The sequence below is a fragment of the Tamlana crocina genome (assembly GCA_040429635.1).
Lineage (GTDB): Bacteria > Bacteroidota > Bacteroidia > Flavobacteriales > Flavobacteriaceae > Flavisericum > Flavisericum crocinum.
Genome location: CP158972.1, coordinates 1,507,230 through 1,523,361 on the forward strand (window position 1 = coordinate 1,507,230; position 16,132 = coordinate 1,523,361).

Consider the following 16,132-nt stretch of genomic DNA (forward strand, 5'->3'; position numbering starts at 1 on the left):
ACGAAAAATGTATGTAGCCCAACAGAACTTTAGGCTATTTTAACAATTCGTTACATTGGTCGGTAACCAAGCGGCGCTGTTGGTTGGCAATTTGCCAGGCTGTGGCAAAAATGAGTTGCGTGCGTTTTTCCAAAAGCGGAAAGTTGATTTTATCTGGGGTGTCGGTTTCTTTGTGGTAATCGGCGTGTACCCCATTAAAATAGAAGATAACAGGAATACCTTGTAGCGCAAAATTATAATGGTCTGATCGGGAATAATAATGATTGGGGTCGTTTTCAGCATTGTACCGATAGTCTAAGTCGATGTTGAAAAAGGTGCTGTTCACTTTTTCCGAGAGGTAGTGCAGTTCTTTGCTCAATCGGTCGGAACCAATTAAATAAATGTAATTTTCATTGTCTTTTTGCTGTTCGTCCACCCGGCCAATCATATCGATGTTGAGGTTAGCTATGGTTTGACTTAATGGAAAAGCGGGATGCGATACATAATAATTGGACCCCAATTGCCCTACTTCTTCGGCGGTTAAATGGAGAAAAAGGACACTTCTTTTTGGACCATAACCTTGATTTTTGGCTATCTTAAAAGCTTGTGCCATTTCCATCAGGGCAACATTGCCCGAGCCATCATCATCTGCTCCTGGATATATGGTTCCGTTTTCAGATACTCCCAAATGGTCTAAATGCGCTGAAACGATAACGACTTCGCCTGGTTTTTCGGTGCCTTCAATAAATGCCAAAACATTTTCTGAACTTTCATATTTATCGTTCATAAAATTTGATGGCACCGTTTGGAAGTATTTGTCGTTTCTAAATGGCGAAGCAATACTTTGACTTTGGTAGTAATTTTTTAAATATAGCGCTGCTTTTTTCTGTCCGGGTTCGCCCACTTTTCGGCCTTCAAATTCATCGGAACAAAACTGATATAGATTAGTTTTAAGCTCGTTTGCCGTAATTGTGCTGGCATATTTCATTACCAAAACGCTGTCGGTAAGTATAATGCTGTCTTTTATGTTTTGTATTTTGGTGGTGTACTTTGGTGTAGCACAAGTGCCTACCAATGTAATGAGAGAGAGGGTACAGAGGGCTTTCATGTTGTTTTATAGGTTTAATCCCATGCAACTTACAATCAAAACATTCTCTGGGGCAGGAAAACTTTTAGTATGCGAGTTTCATATAAATATTACGACAAATATAAAAAAAATGAGGAGTTAGCTGCTATTCAATAGTAATATCTTCCAGTTCACTTTCGTCTATTTCAATCTCTTCGATTTCAAGGTCTTCCAATTCCTCTATGGCTTGCTCTTCCAATTGGGTCTCTTTGGCGTTTAAATCGTCTGTATTGGCCACTTCGGTTTCGGTAAAAATAGCCTTGTAGGTAGTGAGTGCCAATGCCATAATAGTCAACAAAAATGAAAACTGAATGATTTTTTTCACTTTACCTGTTTTTTTTGACAAGTAGAAAGCAGCTAAACCGAAAATGAGAGCCGCAATTGATGGGAAAACCGCAAGATTTGAAACAGGAAGTACGGCCAAAATTATAGCTAATATTGAGGCTGCAACGGCCAAAATGGTAAACAATTTTTTCATCTGTTAATGTTTTTGTTGAATTGTCAGATTTAATTTTTTAAGCCTGTGGCCGATTTAATTTTAAGTTCGCCCGTACCCACAGGTATTTTAAACTTGCCGTAAACGGGTATTTTGTTGGCATCGGCAGTGAGCCAAAGCGTGCCTTTTACGGCTCCCGATTCGCTCGACCCAATAGACAGTTTGTAACAGCTTTTGCTGCCAATAGCCGTACTGATGGTTTCTTTTCCTAAATAGGTAATGGCGCCTTTAAATTCTTCACGGTCGAAAATGATGGGGAAAGTTTTATTGGTGCCGGCGGACATGCTTTCAAAATCCATTAAACGGATAAAATACATGGTAGAAATTATATCTTTTGTGCCCGAGCCAATATTTACGGTTTTGTTTTCGGTGTGGCTTTTTTTCTTCATGACGGTTTTTACCGTTCCGCTTTTATGGCTGTAGGTGTATTTCATGTTTTTGTAGTAACCACCTTCGTTAATATCGCGGTTGTACAAATACGGGGTTAAGGTTTTTGGGTTTACATAGCTTTCGTAAAGGTCTCTTATTTTGAAGAAATTGTCCCATTTACTATAAGTGGTAGCGGTACATTTTAAGCGTAATAATGTGGCTTTCGATGTTTTTACCGGGCTGGTTTCCATGGTAACCTGAGCCAGGTCGGTGAGTATGCCAGACATGTTGTAGGCAGCGGTGTAGGTAAGTGTTTCGTTAAAGCCAATGGCGTTGTTCTGCGCGCCGAGCGAAACAGAAATAAAGCAGGTTAGTGCGATTAAAATACGGAGCATATTTTTTTGTTTAAGATATAAACGTTCTTGTTATCATTTATTGTGCCGAAAATACGATGCTTAAAATTATTATGCTAATTTTTTGTGGTCGATACCCACTCGCGTTTACTGATTTTTATCATGGTTTGATATTGTAAAATTCCGTACATTTATAAGTATATCAGTTTTTTATAGTGTTGTTTTAAAGCGTCGTGGTTTTACGTCGTCTTTTTGGAGTGAGCTGAATTTTAAAATTTAAGGATATGAAACGCGTATTGTTGCCTACCGATTTTTCTGAAAATTCAGTAAGTGCCATTAATTATGCTATGGCCTTGTTGAAGTCGGAAAGTTGTGAGTTTTATATTTTGAACGTGCAAAAAGCATCTTCGTATATCACTGACGATATGATGATTGTTAGTCCCTCCTCAACCGTTTATAAAACACTGATTGAATCGGCAAAGAAATCTGTTGACAATTTGATTTCCGATTTAAAGACTAATTTTTCAAATCCGAATCATAGTTTCAACGGTCTGGTGGATTACGACAATTTTGCTGATGCCATCAATCAAGTTTCAGATACAAATGATATTGACTTTATTATTATGGGTACCAAAGGGACTTCGGGAATCGAAAAAATGATTTTTGGAAGTAACACCGTTCGTGTTATGCAGCATTGTGATGTTCCGGTTTTGGCCATTCCCAAGCATTGCAGTTATTCCTCATTAAACAGTTTGGCTTTTCTCATCAATAATCTAAAGGCGTTGCAACCTAAAAGTCTTAAGGTTTTAAACTATTTACTTGAAAAAAACGATGCGAAATTGAAATTGTTGAGCACGGGGACCTTATCAGAACAAGAAGCGCTCCAAACACTTGCTTCCAATTTTATTAAAAGCCATTTTCCTCTGGCTGAGCATGAATTTTTGGCAGCTAGTGGCAATAATTTATATGAGGTTGTTCACGATTATATTGAAACCCATTCCGTAAAATTACTATGTATTGTTAGTAAGCACCATTCATTTTTAGAGCAACTGTTTTCTAATGAACCCATTGAGAATTTGGCTTTTAAAATGAATCTTCCTTTTTTGGTGATGCATAACGAAGATTGATATTTTAAGTGAACACATGTAACATTTTTGTTTTTTAAACGTCATATTAATGTCAATCAAAAAAATGTATAAAAATCATGAGAGAAGATAATCAACTAATAGTCATTACCCATTTAAGCCAGCTGATAACTTTGGTTATTGGTTTTGGTAGTTTGCTTTTGCCCTTGGTGTTTTGGTTAACCCAAAAAGACAAAGTTTACCAAATGGATGCCCACGGAAAGAATATCATCAATTTTCAACTCAGTTTAATAGTGTATTGCATTATTTGCGTACCCCTAATTTTACTGTTCGGTTTAGGGCTGTTGGGCTTTTTGATTTTAGGACTGGTAGCCATTATTTTTCCGATAATAAATGCCATAAAAGCCAGTAAGGGCGAAATACCCACATACCCATTATCCTTTAATTTTATTAGTTAGTGTATGTTCTTGAATAAGGACAGATTTTTGGATAGTAAAAAAAAACGCTCACTTTTTAAGTGAGCGTTTTTTGGTTTTGTTGCCGAAGCAACGGTTTATTTAGCTTAGTTTAGTGGTTTAGTATTTAATTGTTGAGCATAACGGGCATAACCAGCATGGTAACCTGTTCGCCTTCGTCCAAGCCGTCAACAGGGGTTAAAATACCAGCTCTGTTGGGCATGCTCATTTCCAATTGTACATCGTCGGCGTTAAGGTTGTTCAGCATTTCGGTTAAAAAACGCGAGTTGAACCCTATTTGCATGTCGTCGCCTTGGTAGTCGCAAGTTAAGCGTTCTTCGGCTTTGTTGCTGTAATCTAAATCTTCGGCTGAAATATTTAATTCGGCACCGGCAATTTTTAATCGTATTTGGTGTGTGGTTTTGTTTGAGAAAATACTAACACGCTTAACCGAATTTAAAAATTGATTTCTGCCAATTACCAATTTATTTGGGTTTTCCTTTGGAATTACCGCTTCGTAATTGGGGTATTTCCCATCAATCAATCGACAAATCAATTCAGAATTTTCAAAAGTAAACTTTGCGTTAGAGTCGTTGTACTCAATCGTTACATCATCTTCGCTAGCTGCCAAAATGCCTTTTAAAAGATTCAAAGGTTTTTTGGGCATGATAAATTCGGCAACTTGGTTGGCCTTAACATCAGCTCGTGTATATTTCACTAATTTATGGGCATCGGTAGCCACAAAAGTTAATCCTTCGGTTGAAAATTGAAAAAATACGCCGCTCATTACGGGACGTAAATCGTCGTTTCCGGCAGCAAAAATAGTTTTGCTAATGGCCGTGGCCAAAATATCGCCCGTTACAACAGTTTTACTCGGATCCTCAAGCGCTACAGCTTTTGGGAATTCGTTACCGTCGGCATAAGCCAAGGCATATTTACCGTGGTTGGAACTGATTTCAACGGTATTGTTTTCTTCCACAACAAAAGTTAAAGGTTGCTCTGGGAATGTTTTTAAAGTATCGAGCAATAAACGTGCAGGAATAGCCACGCTACCTTCGCTATCGCTTTCCACATCAAGGGTAGAAGCCATGGTGGTTTCTAAATCGCTAGCAGAAACCGTTAATTGATTACCGTTTAATTCAAAAAGAAAATTGTCTAAAATGGGTAAGGTATTCGAGCTGTTTATTACGCCTCCTAATATTTGTAATTGCTTTAATAAATAAGTACTGGATACTATAAATTTCATCTGAGGATTTAATGTTTTCAATGGTTAAGCGAAACAAATAGTGCGGCATCGTCATTTTTTTATTGATGCCCAATAATTTCTTCCGATTAACGATTAATTAAAATTGAAATTATGTTACGTACAAATATATTCGAAACCTTATTGATTTCGAAACAAACTTATTAACATTTAAGCGCTGTATTTTTTCTTTCTAAAGTAGTTGAAGCCAAGCCCGAAAAGACTTAATAAAACCAGCGGAAGTACAATGTTTACTAGCTGCCACATGGTTTTTTGGTCTGCAATTTTTTGTTGGTTTAAAAAGGCTACGGCAATTTCCTTCGAACGAATGTTTATAAGTCCGTTGTCGTCCAAAAGGTAGTTTACGGCATTCAGCAAAAATTCTTTGTTGCCATACGTTTGTCCCGTCCAACGGTCAAATCCCAATTCTTGTGGCACATTTCTAACCACATCGTTCTTTATAAGGTCGCCATCTGCAATCACAATCATTTTCGTAGGGGCGCTTATATTTTTTACTTCGGAAAGTTGAAAGGGTTTGATGCGGTTTTCATAAACGGAATGGAATTCGCCCTCCAAAAGAACGGCCAAAGATTGGTTGCCTTGGTTGAAACGTTCGGGGTCTTGGGCTTTGGTGACAATATCCAAATTTACTTCGCGTGGCGTGCCCTCAAGGGTTGAAACGGGAGCCGACTCTAAAAGAATCGTCTTTTCAACATTGTTTTTTAAGGTGTCAATTTGATTTGCAAAATCGAATTTCACCAAATTTAGATTGTTAACAATAGGGTGGTTGTTGTAACTTCCGGCCAACGGTGAATAAGGCCACTTTAAATGTTGGAACTGCGATTCGCTGCCGCTCCCCATCGCGACGGTAATGGGGGCGGAAAATAGAGAGCTAACCATCACGGGATTGATGCGCACACCGTATTTAAAGAAAAAATCGGTGAGGTTTAGGTCGCGGGCCACGGCATAGTTTTTTCCGCTGGCATTGTAAAGGCTGTCTTTTTCCATTACAACGGCATCGATCAGCCAAAGGCTTTTTCCGCCGTTCATGGTATATTGGTCCAAAACCAGTTTTTCTTCTTCGGTAAAAGCTTCGGTGGGCTTGGCAGAAATCACCAAATCGAAAGCCTCAATATCCTTTAGTGTTTTCTGTGGATTACTGGCAACGCTATCCAAGGTAAAAGGCGCGATAAAATAATATTCGCCCAGTTTTTTGGCAAAATCGGCAATGTATTTGTCTTCCAACTGTTCGTTACCTTTTAAAATGGCAATTTTTCTGCGTTTGGGTTTTGTGAGCTTGCTAAAGCCATCGGCAAAAGCATATTCTAAATGCTGAACCGAGTTACTCACCAATTCCTGTTGCGAGGCGCCAATTTTATTTTTTACCAAAGGAATGGTTACGGTTTGCTCGTTATAACTGGCCAAGGCCCACGGAAAAATAACGGCTTGGCTCGATTTTCCGCTTTCCTGAACACTGAGTTGCATGGGCGTTAAGCCACGCTGGGTAAGCTGTTGTATGTTGCGTTCGCGCGTGGTTTCATCTTCCAACGGGTTGATGAAACTAAAAACAATATTGCTGTTTTTAGCTTGAAATTCTTCGAGAAGTTGTTGCGTTTCGTTCTGCAATCTTCTAAATTCAGAAGGGAAATCGTTTCCTTCCAAAAATACATCCACTACAATGGGCGAGTCGATATCTTCAATAATGTCGATGGCCGATTCGCTTAGCGTGTAACGTTTGTCGGCCGTTAAATCAAAACGTTTGTAAAGTTTGCTGCTCAGCAGGTTGATAGCTGCCAAAGCCACAATAAGCAAGGCGATATGTTTTGTTAATTTATTCAAAAGTTCTTTCTAATTGGTATAATCTAACGCTTTCAACGTTGTTATTTTCAAATTGCAACTCGATGCATTCCTGCATATTATTGAACGCCCCTGGTTTTAGTCCTAAATTGTAATTCCACTTATTGGACGAGTTGGCTTTTAGCGCATCATCCCATCCGTACCATTCGCTTTCTCCCAATAATTGGGTTACCTCTGTTTTGTTTTTCCCAATAAATATACTGTCGTTTAAAATCTCACGGCTCATTTCGTAACGCAGGGCAGGACTTTCTTTCCAAGCTTTAGCATTAAAGTGTTTTTGATGGTGGTAACTGCTAAAAATGTTCAGTAACGGGTAAAACACATAAAAATAAACCAATGGCGCCAACACCAAACTCACTAAAAAAGTAAGCCATTTTCTATGGTCAACAGTATTCATAAATAACCAAACCAAAATGAAAACGATGGCCAATAAAATAACAAAGCTTCCTGTTATAATCATTTGCGCTCGGTGTTTAATTTTAGCTTGGTTAACATTAAAAAGAAAAGTGTGATGCTTAAAAAATATACAATATCGCGCGTATCTAAAACACCGCGGCTCATGCTTTTGTAATGGGCATTCATCCCCAATTGCTCAATAAAGTTGCTTGAGGTGAAATCGGCCACGCCTTCCATTCCGATATAAAAGATGAAACAGATGAAAACGGCCAAAATGAATGCGACAATCTGGTTATCGGACAAGGTGGAAGTAAACACGCCAATACTGGTGTAGGCGGCCACTAGAAATAGGAGTCCGAAATAAGAACCAATGGTACTGCCCATGTCCAAATTTCCAACGGGATTGCCCAATTGGTAAACCGTGTAAACATAGAGTAGGGTGGGCATTAATGCGATAATTATTAAAATGAAAGCTCCAAAATATTTCCCAAGCACCATGTGGAAAACCGAAATGGGTTTGGTAAGCAATAGCTCTAAAGTGCCTTGTTTTTTTTCATCGGAAAAGCAGCGCATGGTCACGGCCGGGATTAAAAACAATAGAATCCACGGACTCAATAAAAAGAACGCCGACAAATCGGCGAAGCCATAATTTAGTATGTTAAATTCTCCTTTAAACAACCAAAGAAACAAACCGTTCAGTACCAAAAAAATGGCAATAACCAAATAACCAATGGGCGATGCAAAAAACGAGTTGATTTCTTTTTTAAGTATGGCGAACATTTAATTTATTTGGTTTCAGGTTTCAGGTTTCAGGTTTCAGGTTTCAGGTTTCAGGTTTCAGGTTGTTTTGTTTTAGTCTAATGTTTCCAATTTATCGGCACTCCAAGCTTCTGGCCTTATGCTGAAAAGCGGTTTTATTTTGCCCCAAACCCGTTTGAATAGTTCTGATTTTTTATAGTTGTTCAAAGCTTCTTCAGATTCCCAATAACTGTAAGTAAAAAAAATAGTGGGGTTGGTTTTGTCTCTGTAAAGTTCTAAAAAGGTACAGCCTTCAAAAGCCCTGATTTCTCTTTTGGTGTTTTCAAAATTATCGAGAAATATTTCAATATTTTGTTTGTAAAACCCCATTTTTACTATTCTAACTAGCATAATTTTTTTTTATTTAATAATCGGCAGCTTTTGTGATGTTTTGTATGGCTTCCACGCCCTGCGGAACAACCGGGTCGGGCATAAAACTAACGCTTACGGCATCCATAGGTTTAAGCCCCAAAAGGCTAGAGGCACTGCCAACAGTACTGTTGTTGCTTTTGTAAAGCGCTATTTCCAAAAAACCTCCAGAGTTGAACACCACTAGTTTGCGGCCTTCGTCGTGGCGTTTGTTTTCTGGAATTTCAAAGTTTACAATACCGCTATATTTATCGTATATTTTTTTAAAGCGATAATTGCGGGCCAAAATTTCAAAATTCCTGCCTTTTTGTATGGTTTCGAAAAAGTTCTTTTTAATATTGGTAATCACGTTGCCGTAGTTGTCCACATAAATAACACTGCCAATAATTTGCGTTTTGGTATCGTTCACATAGGGCACTATGTTCTTTATGGGCTTTATGTTATCAATAGCCTTACCAATAACCTCTAATGTACCTCCGCGGGCAATGTGGCAGGCCACTTTTACAAACACATCCAGCACCGGAAAACTAGTTTGTACCCGATCGTGAATATTGATTTCAACAATTTTTTGAGGCGCTATTTCAGAGCAGATCATACTCATTATCCCGTTGTTGGCGCACACAAAATAATGGTCGTCCAGTTTTATGGCAATGTGTTTGTTTTCTGGATTCAGTTCCGAATCGATTCCGATAATATGGATAGTGCCTTTTGGGAAACTACCATAGGCATTTTGAATGATGTAAGCCGCTTCGGGAATGTTAAACGGCGATACGGCATGCGAGATATCAACAATTTTGGCATCGGGCAACTCACTGTAAATAGCGCCTTTGGTTGCAGCAGCAAAGTGGTCTTTTTGTCCGAAATCGGTAGTTAATGTTATGATTGCCATAGGCAAATTGTTGATATGTTTTTCGTAAAACCTTTCCCAAATTTATGTATTTTTGGGTTATAGTTAAAAGTTACACAAAACTAAGAAATCATTTTTGTCCGTTAGCACAAAATGAAGCTATTTAATGAACAGAATTATTAAAATAATTTTAAGCCTTTGAACGAAATTATTCTTGAACTTGAAGAGATTACTCCGAAAGAATTTTTTGGAGCCCAAAATGCCAACATCGAACTTTTAAAAAAGTACTTTCCCAAATTAAAAATAGTAGCGCGCGGCAATAAAATTAAAGCCTTTGGAGATGAAGAGTTGCTGGAGGAATTTGACCGCCGAATGACTATGCTTTTTAAGCACTACGGTAAATACAATAAAATAGACGAAAATACCATAGAGCGCGTATTAACAAGCCAAAGCAGTGATGATTACAGTACATCCGAAAAAAGTGGCGAAGTCATTGTTCATGGCGTTGGTGGTCGATTGATAAAAGCACAAACGGCCAACCAACGCAAGCTGGTAGAATCTATCAGGAAGAACGATATGGTTTTTGCCATTGGCCCAGCCGGTACGGGAAAGACATACACGGGAGTGGCATTGGCAGTTCAAGCCTTAAAAAATAAAGAAGTAAAGCGTATTATTTTAACACGTCCAGCAGTAGAGGCGGGTGAGAATTTAGGTTTTCTTCCGGGCGATTTAAAGGAAAAACTGGATCCGTACATGCAACCGCTTTACGATGCCTTGCGTGATATGATTGCTCCCGAAAAATTGGCGCACTATATTGAAAACGGTACCATACAAATAGCGCCCTTGGCTTTTATGCGTGGACGTACACTCGATAATGCATTTGTTATTCTTGATGAAGGACAAAACACCACTCATGCGCAAATGAAGATGTTTTTAACGCGTATGGGTAAAAATGCCAAATTCTTGCTAACGGGCGATCCAGGACAAATTGATTTACCGCGTCGTACCATTTCAGGTTTAAAAGAAGCGCTTTTAATCCTTAAAAATGTAGAAGGCGTGGGCATGATATTTTTAGACGATAAAGATGTTATTCGTCACTCACTCGTTAAAAAGGTTATCGAAGCCTACAAAAGTATAGAAAATAGAGATTAATTTTTATTAGAAGCTAATCCCGCTTTCCGCTATATCTTTTTTGCTTTTAAGGGCAAAAAAGGATGCCGCTTCAATCGGGGCTAAAACAGTTTATAGTCTTAATTTAGCAGATTAAAAATTTTCAAAATTCAATTAAAAAAAAATGAGCAATACCATAATAGATACCAATTTTAATTTCCCAAAGCAGAAAAATGTTTACAAAGGAAAAGTTAGGGAAGTTTATAATATAAACGACGAGCAATTGGTCATGATAGCCACCGATAGGCTATCGGCCTTCGATGTTGTGATGCCTAAAGGTATTCCGTACAAAGGACAAATATTAAACCAAATTGCCACCAAAATGATGGCTGCTACCGAAGATTTGGTGCCCAATTGGCTCACCGCAACTCCAGACCCGAATGTAGCCGTAGGGCATTTGTGTGAACCGTTTAAGGTAGAAATGGTTATTCGTGGTTACATGAGTGGCCATGCGGCACGCGAATATAAAGCGGGTAAACGTTTGCTTTGCGGGGTGCCCATGCCAGAAGGGATGAAAGAAAATGATGCGTTTCCCGAACCTATAATAACCCCGGCCACTAAAGCAGAAATGGGCGACCACGACGAGGACATTTCTAGGGAAGACATTTTAAAACGTGGTATTGTTTCAGAAGAAGATTATTTGGTTTTGGAAGATTACACGCGTAAACTGTTTCAAAGAGGAACTGAAATAGCCGCATCACGCGGATTGATTTTGGTGGATACCAAGTATGAATTTGGAAAAACTAAGGATGGAAAAATCGTGTTGATTGATGAGATCCACACACCGGATTCCTCACGTTATTTTTATGCCGAAGGCTATGAGGAACGTCAAGAAAAAGGCGAACCGCAAAAACAGCTTTCAAAAGAGTTTGTTCGCCAATGGCTAATCAGTAATAATTTTCAGGGTTTGGAAGGACAAACCGTCCCTCACATGAGCGACGAATACATCCAATCGGTTTCAGACCGTTATATCGAACTTTACGAAAACATTACGGGCGAAACTTTTGTAAAAGCCGATGTTTCAGATATCCAAAGTAGGATAGAAGCTAATGTTTTGGAGTATTTGAAGTAGAGGAAGATGAACTTCTCTCGTGTGTTGGTATTCATAGTAAAAAAGGTGCATGATTTAAATTAAGCACCTTTTTTACTAACGAAAATATTAGGAATTAATTATAATAGATACCATTTTCCATTTACATAGATAATGTGAATTATGCCAGCACCTGATAAAGAAGTAGGGGTTGTAATGTTTAAAGAGGGATTGGCTTGAAGAGTTTTTCCATTAGGATCAAGTATTGTTCCGTTTACATGATGTATACATATATTTTGCCCTTCTGAAGGTGATGCTGGTAGTGATACTGTTGATGTACCTGGTACAGTAGCAATTTGGTTTTCGGTAGTTAATGTCGTATCTGAGTTTACTACTGTAGCTACCCATACTGGACCACCACCAGAAGGTAAATCAATCCAGGCATAGTTTCCACTACCATCGGTTTTTAAAACCTGTCCGTCGTTTCCACCGGTTGGCAGTTCAATTTCGTTGGTCACAGAGCCATCCACCTCAGCAGTTAAATATCCATTATTCGCTACGAAAGCATCTACTTGCGTTTCGTTCAGTTGTGTGTCTGTATCTGTGGTTTGGTCAATCCAGGCATAGTTTCCACTACCATCGGTTTTTAAAACCTGTCCGTCGTTTCCACCGGTTGGCAGTTCAATTTCGTTGGTCACAGAGCCATCCACCTCAGCAGTTAAATATCCATTATTCGCTACGAAAGCATCTACTTGCGTTTCGTTCAGTTGTGTGTCTGTATCTGTGGTTTGGTCAATCCAGGCATAGTTTCCACTACCATCGGTTTTTAAAACCTGTCCGTCGTTTCCACCGGTTGGCAGTTCAATTTCGTTGGTCACAGAGCCATCCACCTCAGCAGTTAAATATCCATTATTCGCTACGAAAGCATCTACTTGCGTTTCGTTCAGTTGTGTGTCTGTATCTGTGGTTTGGTCAATCCAGGCATAGTTTCCACTACCATCGGTTTTTAAAACCTGTCCGTCGTTTCCACCGGTTGGCAGTTCAATTTCGTTGGTCACAGAGCCATCCACCTCAGCAGTTAAATATCCATTATTCGCTACGAAAGCATCTACTTGCGTTTCGTTCAGTTGTGTGTCTGTATCTGTGGTTTGGTCAATCCAGGCATAGTTTCCACTACCATCGGTTTTTAAAACCTGTCCGTCGTTTCCACCGGTTGGCAGTTCAATTTCGTTGGTCACAGAGCCATCTACTTCAGCAGTTAAATATCCATTATTCGCTACGAAAGCATCTACTTGCGTTTCGTTCAGTTGTGTGTCGGTATCTGTGGTTTGGTCAATCCAGGCATAGTTTCCACTACCATCGGTTTTTAAAACCTGCCCGTCGTTTCCACCGGTTGGCAGTTCAATTTCGTTGGTTACAGAGCCATCTACTTCAGCAGAAAGTTTATTGTTCCAGTTAATGATGTCTGTGCTTGTAATACCCTCAGCCGCCGAAGCTGTGAAAGTAGGATCGGTTTCATTAATACCACCAGAAATGCTCTCGGCCGTTTTGGCATGCAGCGCGTAGGGTACACTCATTAGTTGGCTAGTGCCAGTAATAGTGTAAGTGTTTCCTCCGTTAGGATCAATTTCAGTTTTTATAAAATACGTGTCGTTGCCCCATTCAATAGTGTTAAAAGCCCCGCTAACTAAATTTCCGGTACCAATTTCTAGGTTGATAAGGCCATTAGCGTTGCTGGTAGAATTTTGTGTTTCAACATAAACGGGCGTGCCATTGGCCGTACCTTGCAAAATACTTATTTGTACACCCACCGATTGGTTGGACAAGATAGTGTTGCTCGAATTTCTAACAATGGCTTGGTAGCTTAATTTTTCGGGAGATTGTGCGTTTAAGCTTAGTGTGAGGGCAAAGAAAAAAGCGGTTAAAAATTGTAATGGTTTGTTCATGGTAGGTTAATTTTTGATGATTTTAAAAGATTTTGTGGTTTGGTTATTTTGTATTTTTAAAATATAGGAAGCGGTTGGCAGGTCGTTGACAAGAATTTTTGTCGAGCTTCCATTTACGCGTCCTTTTCGTACTATTTGTCCCGATGTATTAAATAGTTGGTAATCCATAGGGGCTTCCTCGATTCCGTTTATGTTAACATTAAGAATCGATGTGGTTGGGTTTGGATAGGTTGTAATTTCAAAATTGGTTTGTAGATCAATAATGCTCAGGTTAGCATCGTCGAAGGCAAATTGAATGCCTTGTATGGCCGAGCCATCTTCGCTAGAGTTGTTTACATGAATCATTTGACCTACGGAGTAGCTGATACTGCCTCCGCTGCCGGTAGCATTATTTCCAGAGGCAACCATTGTCTGCTGGGCATCCATTTGGTTAGCTGCCAATCCAAAAAAGGCCGTCGCTAAAGCCAGTTTTAGGGCTTTTTTTCTTTGCTGTTTCATTAAAGGTTGGATTTGAGGTTATTAAATAAGTTGTCGATAAAGTGTTTTAAAAGTCCGTTCAAATGTAATGTTTTTATTTTAATAAAAACAAATCCTACAAAAAAAATAATTTTTTTAAGGTTACTATACCTTAAATTTTGGTTTTAGTACTGGGGGGGTATTATCAGTGTTTAGAAGGAGGCGTAAGCTGTTTTTTTAAGTGGCTACTTTTCTAATTAGTATTTCTATAATTCCTTCAATTTTATATTTCTAAACTCCACTTTCATTGGAGGGCCAGTGTGTACTTGTACTCCAATAAAACCAGAGTTTGAGCGATTTATTGGGTCGTTGTCGGTAACATCACTCATGAGTATGCCGTTAACAAAATGTTTCAGTCGGTTTCCTTTTGCGATGATGTGAAAAGTATTCCAATCATAGGTTTTGATATGTTTTGCCAAATCATCGGCACTGCCCAATGATTCAGCAACATCCAAACTTTGCCATCTGTTGTTTTTTACATTTAATCTCAGTGAGTCCGGGCTTTGGTTTTTGGGTTGTGGGTTTACAGTGGTTTTTTCACCACGACTGGCCAATGTGGTTCTTCCGCGTTCTTCATAGTTCATTCCAGTATATCTCATTCGGCCATCCATATCGCCTTGGTAGCCTTTTAAAGCAAATGGGAGTGAATCAATCATGGTACTTCTGTAGTTGATACCACTATTGCCTTTGTCAGAAATTTTAAAATCCAATTTCAGTTCAAAATCTGAAGGTTTACCACCTTGCCAAATAATAAAGGTATTTCTTTTAAGCAATGTTTCTGGGGTGACTTCGCCAACCAGATTGCCGTTTTTTACACTCCAATAGGTGAGGTCACCATTCCAATTTTCAAGGTTCTTTCCGTTGAAAATACTAACAAAACCTTCTGAGTCTGTTTTTGAACTGTTTTTACAGTTATATAAAGAAATAAAAGTTAAACAAATAAATAGTAATCGGTATACAGTATGGCTGTTCTGAAGCATGTCTTTTCGGAATTTAATTGATGAAATATGTTTACAAAACTATAAATCTAATGAAAATATACTTTGGCAGGCCAGAATGTTGAAAACAAAAAAGCCCAGCCTAAAAAGGTTGAGCTTTTCTAAAATTATTTTAAAAGCAGATTAGTTGTTACCTGCAGCTAAATTTTTCATTTCTTTTTCGATCATATCGTAAAACTGATCGATTTTTGGTAATACCAAAATACGAGTACGTCTGTTTTTAGCTCTGTTTTCGGCAGTATCGTTATCTGCAACAGGTACGTAAGAACTACGTCCGGCAGCTACCAAACGGCCTGGGCTAACGCCTAATTCTTGTAGTTCTCTAACCACAGATGTAGCACGTTTTACACTTAAATCCCAGTTATCCAACAAGGGTGGCTTGCTGTAAGATCTGCTATCGGTGTGTCCTTCAACCATACATTCAAAATCTGGTTTTCCGTTAACAACTGTAGCAACTTTTCCTAAAACTTCTTTAGCTCTAGAGGTAACTAAGTAGCTTCCACTTTGGAATAAAAGTTTATCGGCAATAGAAATGTAAACCACGCCTTTTTCAACGTTAACCTCAATATCTGGGTCGTTGATGCCAACCTCTCGCTTTAAGCTGGTTACTAAAGCTAAAGTAACACTGTCCTTTTTTGTAAGGGCGTCTTGTAAACGGGTGATTTTTAAATCTTTTTCTTTCATACTTTCTAAAGTCTTCTCAATGTTTGAAGCGCCTTTAGCAGTAAGTACTTGTAGGTTGTCGTTGTAGTTTCTTAAATCTTCAACTTGCTCTTCCAAAGCTTGAGATCTGGCGGTAGCGGAAGCTCTTTCTTCCAAGCAAGAGTTTAATTTAACCGTAGCAGAATTTAAAAGGTCTTGAGTTTCCTTTTGTTTGGCTTGAAGATCGGTATATAATTTTTTTGATACACATGAACTTAAGAATATCATTGAAGATACACTAAGCAATAAAATTTTTCTCATAATTATTAAAGGATTAATATTTCGTGTTAATTGTTTCAACAAAAATATACAAAAAACGCGCCATTTAAAGTTTTTAACAAAATTTTTACGCATTAATGGGCTGCTTTCCGAATAAGAAATTATTAATGTGCGAATA

The 16,132-nt window shown here is 38.6% G+C and carries 17 protein-coding genes; 4 read left to right on the top strand and 13 right to left on the bottom strand.

All coding sequences use genetic code 11. The features are described 5' to 3' along the window. Window positions 1-34 precede the first annotated feature (34 nt). The 3 genes from ABI125_06815 to ABI125_06825 all read right to left on the bottom strand — a co-directional run bounded on the left by ABI125_06815 (window position 35) and on the right by ABI125_06825 (window position 2,365). Entirely contained in the window at window positions 35-1,087 is a 1,053-nt protein-coding gene (locus tag ABI125_06815) for a M28 family metallopeptidase (GenBank protein XCF07563.1), read from the bottom strand. 124 nt (window positions 1,088-1,211) lie between these two features. After that, complete coding sequence (locus ABI125_06820; protein XCF07564.1) at window positions 1,212-1,583, bottom strand: FUSC family protein; 372 nt, start codon at window positions 1,581-1,583, stop codon at window positions 1,212-1,214. A gap of 29 nt (window positions 1,584-1,612) precedes the next feature. Then, a complete protein-coding gene (locus tag ABI125_06825) occupies window positions 1,613-2,365 on the bottom strand; it encodes a DUF3108 domain-containing protein (protein ID XCF07565.1) in 753 nt (250 codons plus the stop codon). A 242-nt stretch (window positions 2,366-2,607) separates the two neighbouring features. Between ABI125_06825 and ABI125_06830 the strand changes: the two genes are divergently transcribed. Both ABI125_06830 and ABI125_06835 read left to right on the top strand, forming a co-directional pair. Continuing rightward, window positions 2,608-3,450: a universal stress protein gene (locus ABI125_06830; GenBank protein ID XCF07566.1), complete on the top strand. Its 843-nt coding sequence runs from the start codon at window positions 2,608-2,610 to the stop codon at window positions 3,448-3,450. Between the two features lie 77 nt (window positions 3,451-3,527). Next, on the top strand, window positions 3,528-3,866 hold the full coding sequence (locus ABI125_06835) for a DUF4870 domain-containing protein (protein ID XCF07567.1): 339 nt from the start codon (window positions 3,528-3,530) through the stop codon (window positions 3,864-3,866). A gap of 124 nt (window positions 3,867-3,990) precedes the next feature. Here the strand turns inward: ABI125_06835 and dnaN are convergent, their stop codons facing one another. From dnaN to ABI125_06865, 6 genes are all read right to left on the bottom strand, one after another. Then, complete coding sequence (gene dnaN / locus ABI125_06840) at window positions 3,991-5,109, bottom strand: DNA polymerase III subunit beta (GenBank protein ID XCF07568.1); 1,119 nt, start codon at window positions 5,107-5,109, stop codon at window positions 3,991-3,993. A gap of 168 nt (window positions 5,110-5,277) precedes the next feature. Further along, on the bottom strand, window positions 5,278-6,945 hold the full coding sequence (gldG, locus tag ABI125_06845; protein XCF07569.1) for a gliding motility-associated ABC transporter substrate-binding protein GldG: 1,668 nt from the start codon (window positions 6,943-6,945) through the stop codon (window positions 5,278-5,280). After that, complete coding sequence (locus tag ABI125_06850; GenBank protein XCF07570.1) at window positions 6,938-7,423, bottom strand: hypothetical protein; 486 nt, start codon at window positions 7,421-7,423, stop codon at window positions 6,938-6,940. The genes gldG and ABI125_06850 overlap by 8 nt, the downstream gene beginning before the upstream one ends. After that, window positions 7,420-8,139, bottom strand: coding sequence for a gliding motility-associated ABC transporter permease subunit GldF (gldF, locus tag ABI125_06855; protein XCF07571.1), 720 nt, complete (start codon window positions 8,137-8,139; stop codon window positions 7,420-7,422). The genes ABI125_06850 and gldF overlap by 4 nt, the downstream gene beginning before the upstream one ends. 72 nt (window positions 8,140-8,211) lie before the next feature. Further along, on the bottom strand, window positions 8,212-8,508 hold the full coding sequence (locus tag ABI125_06860) for an antibiotic biosynthesis monooxygenase family protein (GenBank protein XCF07572.1): 297 nt from the start codon (window positions 8,506-8,508) through the stop codon (window positions 8,212-8,214). A gap of 13 nt (window positions 8,509-8,521) precedes the next feature. Next, window positions 8,522-9,415, bottom strand: a complete 894-nt coding sequence (locus tag ABI125_06865; protein XCF07573.1) for an SAM-dependent chlorinase/fluorinase — start codon at window positions 9,413-9,415, stop codon at window positions 8,522-8,524. A gap of 156 nt (window positions 9,416-9,571) precedes the next feature. Here ABI125_06865 and ABI125_06870 point away from each other — a divergent pair, with 156 nt between their 5' ends. Further along, on the top strand, window positions 9,572-10,525 hold the full coding sequence (locus ABI125_06870) for a PhoH family protein (GenBank protein XCF07574.1): 954 nt from the start codon (window positions 9,572-9,574) through the stop codon (window positions 10,523-10,525). Window positions 10,526-10,667: 142 nt separating this feature from the next. Then, window positions 10,668-11,615 (top strand): phosphoribosylaminoimidazolesuccinocarboxamide synthase, encoded by a 948-nt coding sequence (locus ABI125_06875; GenBank protein ID XCF07575.1) that lies wholly within the window; start codon window positions 10,668-10,670, stop codon window positions 11,613-11,615. Window positions 11,616-11,713: 98 nt separating this feature from the next. Here the strand turns inward: ABI125_06875 and ABI125_06880 are convergent, their stop codons facing one another. The 4 genes from ABI125_06880 to ABI125_06895 form a co-directional block, all read right to left on the bottom strand. Next, window positions 11,714-13,519: a hypothetical protein gene (locus ABI125_06880; protein XCF07576.1), complete on the bottom strand. Its 1,806-nt coding sequence runs from the start codon at window positions 13,517-13,519 to the stop codon at window positions 11,714-11,716. A 6-nt stretch (window positions 13,520-13,525) separates the two neighbouring features. Further along, window positions 13,526-14,017 (bottom strand): T9SS type A sorting domain-containing protein, encoded by a 492-nt coding sequence (locus tag ABI125_06885; protein ID XCF07577.1) that lies wholly within the window; start codon window positions 14,015-14,017, stop codon window positions 13,526-13,528. Window positions 14,018-14,241: 224 nt separating this feature from the next. Further along, window positions 14,242-15,015: a DUF1080 domain-containing protein gene (locus ABI125_06890; protein XCF07578.1), complete on the bottom strand. Its 774-nt coding sequence runs from the start codon at window positions 15,013-15,015 to the stop codon at window positions 14,242-14,244. Window positions 15,016-15,156: 141 nt separating this feature from the next. Continuing rightward, a complete protein-coding gene (locus tag ABI125_06895; GenBank protein XCF07579.1) occupies window positions 15,157-15,996 on the bottom strand; it encodes an OmpA family protein in 840 nt (279 codons plus the stop codon). Between the last annotated feature and the right edge of the window lie 136 nt (window positions 15,997-16,132).

Excerpts from the sequence above, each read along its gene's own strand:
- ABI125_06815 (XCF07563.1), bottom strand. The coding sequence starts at position 1,087 with ATGAAAGCCCTCTGTACCCTCTCTCTCATTACATTGGTAGGCACTTGT.
- ABI125_06820 (XCF07564.1), bottom strand. The coding sequence starts at position 1,583 with ATGAAAAAATTGTTTACCATTTTGGCCGTTGCAGCCTCAATATTAGCT.
- ABI125_06825 (XCF07565.1), bottom strand. The coding sequence starts at position 2,365 with ATGCTCCGTATTTTAATCGCACTAACCTGCTTTATTTCTGTTTCGCTC.
- ABI125_06830 (XCF07566.1), top strand. The coding sequence starts at position 2,608 with ATGAAACGCGTATTGTTGCCTACCGATTTTTCTGAAAATTCAGTAAGT.
- ABI125_06835 (XCF07567.1), top strand. The coding sequence starts at position 3,528 with ATGAGAGAAGATAATCAACTAATAGTCATTACCCATTTAAGCCAGCTG.
- dnaN (XCF07568.1), bottom strand. The coding sequence starts at position 5,109 with ATGAAATTTATAGTATCCAGTACTTATTTATTAAAGCAATTACAAATA.
- ABI125_06850 (XCF07570.1), bottom strand. The coding sequence starts at position 7,423 with ATGATTATAACAGGAAGCTTTGTTATTTTATTGGCCATCGTTTTCATT.
- gldF (XCF07571.1), bottom strand. The coding sequence starts at position 8,139 with ATGTTCGCCATACTTAAAAAAGAAATCAACTCGTTTTTTGCATCGCCC.
- ABI125_06860 (XCF07572.1), bottom strand. The coding sequence starts at position 8,508 with ATGCTAGTTAGAATAGTAAAAATGGGGTTTTACAAACAAAATATTGAA.
- ABI125_06865 (XCF07573.1), bottom strand. The coding sequence starts at position 9,415 with ATGGCAATCATAACATTAACTACCGATTTCGGACAAAAAGACCACTTT.
- ABI125_06875 (XCF07575.1), top strand. The coding sequence starts at position 10,668 with ATGAGCAATACCATAATAGATACCAATTTTAATTTCCCAAAGCAGAAA.
- ABI125_06880 (XCF07576.1), bottom strand. The coding sequence starts at position 13,519 with ATGAACAAACCATTACAATTTTTAACCGCTTTTTTCTTTGCCCTCACA.
- ABI125_06885 (XCF07577.1), bottom strand. The coding sequence starts at position 14,017 with ATGAAACAGCAAAGAAAAAAAGCCCTAAAACTGGCTTTAGCGACGGCC.
- ABI125_06890 (XCF07578.1), bottom strand. The coding sequence starts at position 15,015 with ATGCTTCAGAACAGCCATACTGTATACCGATTACTATTTATTTGTTTA.
- ABI125_06895 (XCF07579.1), bottom strand. The coding sequence starts at position 15,996 with ATGAGAAAAATTTTATTGCTTAGTGTATCTTCAATGATATTCTTAAGT.